The sequence below is a fragment of the Psychromonas hadalis ATCC BAA-638 genome (assembly GCF_000420245.1).
Taxonomy (GTDB): domain Bacteria; phylum Pseudomonadota; class Gammaproteobacteria; order Enterobacterales; family Psychromonadaceae; genus Psychromonas; species Psychromonas hadalis.
Window position 1 is genome coordinate 46,790 of record NZ_ATUO01000004.1, and the last position, 6,967, is coordinate 53,756.

The following is a 6,967-nucleotide window of genomic DNA, read 5'->3' on the forward strand; positions in this document are numbered from 1 at the left end:
ATGAAAACAATTATCGAAGGTTCATTGTCACGCAAACGTGCCGTATTGATGATGCTTGCTTTTTTGCTGGTGGCTGGGTTATCTGCTTATATTAATATTCCTAAAGAGTCTGATCCTGATATTCCAATCCCTTTTATCTACGTCTCTGTGGGTCATGAGGGGATCTCTCCTGAAGATGCAGAGCGGCAATTATTACGTCCTCTTGAGCAAGAGTTACGTAGTATCGAAGGTATTAAAGAGATGAAATCTACCGCAAACTCTGGTTATGTTTCAATAGTGATTGAGTTTTATATGGATACCGATATAAAAAATGCGTTAATCGATGTACGCGAGCAAGTTAGCCAAGCGAAAAGTAAATTGCCACAGGACAGTGAAGAGCCCGTGGTTAAACAGGTTACTTTAGCCACTGAAAATCCAGCATTAACTATTTTGTTATCGGGTAGTGCACCTGAGCGTGCAATGATAACCCTTGCGCGTTTGATGCAAGATAAATTAGAAGGTTTTGCTGAAATTCTTGAAGTCAGAATTGGTGGTGATCGTGAAGACATGTTGGAAATTTTAGTTGATCCACTACTGATGGAAAGTTATCAACTTAATATGGGGGATATCTATAATCTGATCTCACGTAATAATCGCTTGGTGGCTGCAGGCGTCATGGATAATGGCAAAGGACGCTTTCCTATTAAAGTGCCTTCCGTTTTCTCATCGATTAAAGATGTGATGGAGATGCCGATTAAGGTGACGGGTGACAAGGTGATCACCTTTGCGGATGTTGCACAAATTCGTCGAACGTTTAAAGATCCATCCACGTATGTGCGGGTAAACGGACAGCCTACTGTTTCGTTAGAAGTGATTAAACGCCCGGGTGAAAATATCATTGAAACGGTTGATAAAGTTAAAGCACTCATTGATGAAAATCGTCAATATTGGCCGAATAATATTCAGGTAAGTTATGCGGGCGATAGCTCAAAAGATGTAAAACAGATGCTTAACGACCTACAAAATAATGTGATTAGTGCTGTGCTATTAGTGGTGATTGTGATCATTGCTATTTTAGGCGTGCGTAGTGCAGGTTTAGTGAGCATTGCCATTCCAGGATCGTTTCTAACAGGTATTTTAGTACTCTGGATGGCGGGTATCACGGTTAATATTGTGGTGCTTTTTGCCCTTATTATGGCGGTGGGCATGTTGGTTGATGGCGCCATAGTGGTGATTGAGTTTGCAGATCGTGAAATGACAGCAGGTGTGCATCGACATCAAGCTTATTTGACCGCAGCAAAGCGAATGGCGTGGCCAATTATCGCTTCTACTGCAACCACACTGGCCGCTTTTGCACCCTTGCTTTTTTGGCCGGGTATCACTGGTGAGTTTATGAAATACTTACCATTAACTTTAATTGCGACATTGACGGCATCACTATTAATGGCACTGGTTTTTATTCCTGTATTAGGCAGTATTTTTGGCAAACCACGCGCTCTTTCTGAAAAAGAAAAAAGAGATGCCATTATTGCCGATAAAGGCGATCTACTGACATTAAGCGGTTTTACAGGTCTTTACGTAAAAACCTTACATAAAGCGATTAAAGCACCTTGGTTAGTGCTGTTAATGACCTCTCTTATTGCCGTTTTTGGCATTGCACTGTTTGCTAAATCAAACTTGGGTGTGGAATTTTTTCCTGATGTAGAGCCATCGGGCATTAATGTTAAAGTACGCTCTTATGGTGATTTTTCCATTGATGAGCAAGATAAGATCATGGCAACCATTGAGCAAAAAATATTACCGTTACAAAATGAGATTGATACACTTTATGTAAAAACAGGCGACTCAACAGGTGAAACAGTAGGCTCGATGCGTATTAACCTACGAGACTGGCAAGATAGACGACCTGCAAGTGAGATCATTGCTGATATTAAAATGCGCACTAAAGATCTGCCCGGTGTGGAAATTGAGTTTAAAAAAGATCAAGCTGGGCCGCCAACAGGCAAGGCGTTACAGATAGAGCTAAGCTCGCGTTATCCTGAGTTGTTACAAGCTGCGGCGGATAAATTACATCATGCTTTAGCGGCTAAACCCTATTTTATTAACCTTGAAGATGATGGTGAAAAACCAGGTGTTGAATGGCAGTTTAAAATAAACCGTGCAGATGCAGCCCGTTATGGTGCGGATGCAACACTGCTTGGTAGTAGTGTGCAGTTTTTGACCAATGGTTTGATGTTAGGCACTTATCGACCCGATGATGTGGATGATGAGCTCGATATTCGTGTGCGTTATCCAGAAAATGAGCGTAGTTTAAGCAAGCTTGCAGAGCTGCGTCTACAAACTGATTTTGGGCAAATTCCTGTTAGTCATTTTGTTACATTGACGCCAATGGCAAAACAGTCTGCCATTAAAAAGGTCGATGGACGCATTGTGATGACCGTGAGTGCAGATATGGCAGAAGGGTATAATTTAAGCCTTATTTTACCTGAGCTTGAAAAAGAGCTAGCTGAATTGGGACTTGACCCTCGCGTAAGTTTAAAACTGCGTGGTCAAAATGAAGATGAGCAGGAAGCAGCTGCTTTTCTACAAAATGCGTTTATGGTTGCACTGGCGGTAATGGCGCTGATTTTAGTGTTGCAGTTTAACTCCTTTTATCAGGCATTTTTGATATTAAGTGCGGTTATCTTCTCAACTGCAGGGGTATTTATAGGTCTATTTTTAACCCAAAGTGCTTTTGGTATTGTGATGTCGGGAATTGGTGTGATCGCCCTTGCGGGTATCGTGGTGAATAACAATATTGTATTGATTGATACCTACAACGTTTTTAAAGCGCGAGGCATGAATACCCACGATGCAATTTTGCGTACCGGTGCGCAGCGTATTCGCCCTGTGTTACTGACCACAATCACTACCATTTTAGGCTTAATGCCGATGGTATTGAAAATGAATATCGATTTTGTTGCACGTACTATTGAGTTTGGCGCACCCTCAACACAATGGTGGGCGCAATTAGCAACAGCTATTGCTGGCGGGCTTACCTTTGCCACTGTGCTAACCTTAATATTAACGCCTTGTTTATTAATGATTGGTGTTAAAAGTTCAGATTGGTTTTCTCGATTATCAGAAAAACGCAATATAAAAAAAGAGGTGTTGAGCATTAACTAACTTGCAACCTTAAGATTAGGTGGTTAACATTCATCACCTCATTAGTTTGCATGGAACGTGACAAAATGCTTGAAAATTTTATCTATATCTCCGACATGATAGGCCTTATTGTGTTCGCTATCTCAGGGGTGTTAGTGGCTACTCGCTTACGTATGGACCCTTTTGGTATTGCGGTTCTTGCTGGTGTGACTGGTATTGGAGGAGGGACGCTTCGAGATATGATGATGGGGGCTACCCCTGTTTTTTGGATTATCGATAATACTTATATTTATGTGATTTTGATAACCGCTGCGGTTTCTGTTTTTTGGTTACACCGTATTCAGCGTTTTCCTGTTTATCTCCTGCCTATTTTAGATGCTTTTGGCCTCGCTATTTTTACTATTATTGGCGCGCAAAAATCGTTAGCGTTTGGTTTTAGTGGCCCTGTTGCTATTGTGATGGGCTGTGTAACAGGTGTCGTTGGTGGCATGATACGCGATCTGCTCAGCGGGCAAATCCCTTTTGTTTTACAAAAAGAGATTTATGCAACAGCCTCTATTTTAGGGGCGACGCTTTATGTTATCTGTAACTATCTAGAGTTTGGTGCCATTAGTGCGATGCTGATTGCAATGTTAGGCACGCTCTCTTTACGATTGTCTGCTATCTATTGGCACCTTTCTTTGCCTGTTTTTAGTGATGATAGGGAAGCGTAGTTGATAGCAGTTATACAAGGAATAACTGCTATTTGTTATCGTAATCACTAGGTGGTGCTACCAATCAAAAAGGGGCTAATAATAGTTATTAGCCCCTTGAGTTTAAATTTAAGCATCGTTAATCTATTCTGTTTAGCGCTTTGTGAAAGTATTTAATATCACGTAATCAGCGCTATCGTCTTGCCCTTCTGGGGTATATACGTCGATTAATGCCGTTTTACTTGGCATATCTGCATCGGCTTCCACCATGATAACTGACCAAAACCACTGGTCGCCAGAAGGATTATCTTCAGTACTAGGTTCATATTCAATAAAGTCTAATGACCCACCATCTGCAATCTCCCAAGTAAGGATTTGCGGTGTGTCATCACCTTCAAAAAGGATTATGCCTGTTCCACCTTTTTCAATGGTAACAGTAATTGGATTTTTGTCATCAAAGAGCATGTCATAAACACCTACAGCAGATTCTGTTTGGTAAACTCTCTCGTTTCAGTCGTATCGTCAATCGCTTTTAGTGTTTCAGTAAATGTATCACCAGCTAAATTATCTCTGTCTGCATTCGCTAAAATATACTCTGCTGCTATTGTATTAAATACATATTCACCGTCATCTCCAAAATCATCATCAGCGGATAACTTTCTTACATAACCCTCTACAACGGTCAAGTAGAGCGTATTGCTATCTTCAAAGTCAGACCATGCGTTATTATCCATATTTACAACCGAAGCAGGGGCGTTTATCGCTCTTAGTGTTTTACCGTGAACCGTAATATCTTGCCAAGTTCCAGATGATAATTGTACCGTTGTGTCTGCCTCACTATTTCGATTATAGAAATGAACCACACCACCAGTGACAACTTCTGCGAATATGTGGCCATTACTTACATTAATAACACGAAATGCTGAATCATTTATGTCATCAGATGAGTCGCTAACAATAAGGGACTCAAGATCCTGTACTGGGGTATTTGCGATCCATACACCATTACAATTATCTTCTGGGTTCGTTGATACTTTTGTATCACAGCTACCGTAAAAATTAAGCGAGTAGAGGGTACTCATCGTTTGTTCAAAACTTAACTGGTAAGCGATAGACCCGTCAGGAAAGATTAGAGAACTATCAACTGTACCCGCCCATGACCCATCACCACCGGTATGCATTAATGCCGTTTTTACATTTAATCCGTCTAAAATTAGCTCTGTACCAGTCACTGTTTCATTTAGCGCCGTTGTTGTCATCACTAATGTGATTGACTGATCCGCATTAAGGGTAATATTGGTAATAGTATCATCGCCGATAATCCAGCCTTCACTGGTTAATACAAGATCTGTTTCAGGGTCATATTCACGCTCTTCTGCAATTCCTTCCGCATTAATTTCATATTCTATATCAGTAAAAACATCGTCACTATCTACGCTTAAATGGCCAAATCCTAATGCAACATAACCATCTTCTCGTTCGCTCCAAAACCAATTAATACCACCATTTTTTATAAGTTCAGCAAGGTTTGATGTAGTTGATGCGTTCTCTGCTTCATTTTGTGCAACTTGATCAACCAGTGTATCTTGTTCTATGGCGATTAATTCATCGTCAATCGTGGTTGCAATCGAATCTGCATCAAAGGTGATATTGTCATCCGCCTCTGCCAGTTTAACCTGAACTGTGATTTCATCAAGTGCATCAAAAATTTCATTAATAATTAATGAAATAAGATCATCAAGGTCGATATTTGCCGCATCTGCCGTCTCTTCCAGTAATGCAATGTTATTAGCGATAATATTTGCAGTCACTTGTGCTATTTGATGTAGTTTTTTGAACTCATCTGCATCTTCCCCCGTTTCTGTCCCTGCAATGTAATCCTCATTAAGAGAGAGTGTCGTGCCTAGCTTGCCTTGTACTGCAACTTCCGCTTCGTTTACGCTACTGCCATTATCAACCTCATTTTGTACTAGGGTAGTTAGTGGGCTAACAAAGGTATAACCAGCGGGAGCACTGAGTGTATAACCTTGTGTTAAGACTACACCGGGCTCATCTTCATCGATTGTTTCACCTGCAATAATTTCAACCAATAATGGATTCGCATCAATCTGTGCTCGTGTTACCCCTGTCAGTGTAAACGTACCCCCTTCTCCCGTAATCGTAGAAGGTTCGTCACTATCACACATTTTATTGCTATTTAAATCAAGGCATACTTTGGCATTGCTAAGGTAACCATCAGCAGCTTTACCTGTAACAGAAGTAGTCAGAGCTGTATAAGTATCATCTGATGAATAACTACCTCCACAGGCAGACAGTGCACCGATAACAAATAAAGAGAGTAAGGTGTGTTGAAGTTTCATAAAATTCCCCATATATGAATATAAAAAAGGCTCTGTTCCATAACAATGTTGCTGGTTTTATTGTTTAATCTAACACCTTGTAAATGTTGAGATTACGTTAATTTGCTTTATCTATAACTCTTTGTAATTTAAGTGGTTGTAGTGGTGGCAACAGCAAAATGGAACAGAGCCATAAAAAAATATAATTCTACTCACTGAAAATACCTATCAATGGGTAGATATTCGAATCAAAAGTCGAAAACAATAGAACCCAGCCCATGTTTAGTATTACTCTTCAGGTGCGAACCAACGAAGAGAGATAAAAACATGAACTGGGAAGACAAATTAATATCATTATATTTGATAATCTGCAATGAATATCAAGATATAATTCATTCACATGTTGAAAGGTTTACCAACGGGAAAAACATTTCATTTACGGATGAAGAAGTAATGGCAATATATTGTTACGGTATATTAAGAGGTTACCGAACAATCTCAGTTATACATCGTTATGCTCAAGAGCATCTTAGTGACCCGTTTCCAAAACTCTGTGGTTACGCAGCGTTCGTACATCGAGTTAACAAGTTGTCAAATGGATTTATTGCATTGATATCTTTTTTGCAAGCAAAAAAAAATATCGGCAGATGATGACCGTGTTTATCTTATTGATTCGTTTCCTATTACGCTTGCTAAGAATAACTATGCTTACACTGCTAAAGTAGCACCAGAGCGCGCAAGTAAAAGCTACAACTCAACTCAGAAAATGTATTACTACTGCGTCAGAGCACATGTTGTAGCGCGTAAACGAGA

The 6,967-nt window shown here is 40.1% G+C and carries 4 protein-coding genes; 2 read left to right on the forward strand and 2 right to left on the reverse strand.

Features of this window, described 5'->3' with window-relative positions; all coding sequences use genetic code 11:
* Both G322_RS19620 and G322_RS0101160 read left to right on the forward strand, forming a co-directional pair.
* Positions 1-3,144 (forward strand): efflux RND transporter permease subunit, encoded by a 3,144-nt coding sequence (locus G322_RS19620; protein ID WP_033421952.1) that lies wholly within the window; start codon positions 1-3, stop codon positions 3,142-3,144.
* A 65-nt stretch (positions 3,145-3,209) separates the two neighbouring features.
* Complete coding sequence (locus G322_RS0101160) at positions 3,210-3,836, forward strand: trimeric intracellular cation channel family protein (protein WP_028866335.1); 627 nt, start codon at positions 3,210-3,212, stop codon at positions 3,834-3,836.
* Positions 3,837-3,968: 132 nt separating this feature from the next.
* Here G322_RS0101160 and G322_RS0101165 read toward each other — a convergent pair whose 3' ends face one another.
* Both G322_RS0101165 and G322_RS0101170 read right to left on the reverse strand, forming a co-directional pair.
* Positions 3,969-4,280 (reverse strand): hypothetical protein, encoded by a 312-nt coding sequence (locus tag G322_RS0101165; RefSeq protein WP_022939978.1) that lies wholly within the window; start codon positions 4,278-4,280, stop codon positions 3,969-3,971.
* A gap of 11 nt (positions 4,281-4,291) precedes the next feature.
* Entirely contained in the window at positions 4,292-6,175 is a 1,884-nt protein-coding gene (locus G322_RS0101170) for a hypothetical protein (RefSeq protein WP_022939979.1), read from the reverse strand.
* Positions 6,176-6,967 lie beyond the last annotated feature (792 nt).

Coding starts and splice junctions, on each gene's coding strand:
- G322_RS19620 (WP_033421952.1), top strand. CDS start 1: ATGAAAACAATTATCGAAGGTTCATTGTCACGCAAACGTGCCGTATTG.
- G322_RS0101160 (WP_028866335.1), top strand. CDS start 3,210: ATGCTTGAAAATTTTATCTATATCTCCGACATGATAGGCCTTATTGTG.
- G322_RS0101165 (WP_022939978.1), bottom strand. CDS start 4,280: ATGCTCTTTGATGACAAAAATCCAATTACTGTTACCATTGAAAAAGGT.
- G322_RS0101170 (WP_022939979.1), bottom strand. CDS start 6,175: ATGAAACTTCAACACACCTTACTCTCTTTATTTGTTATCGGTGCACTG.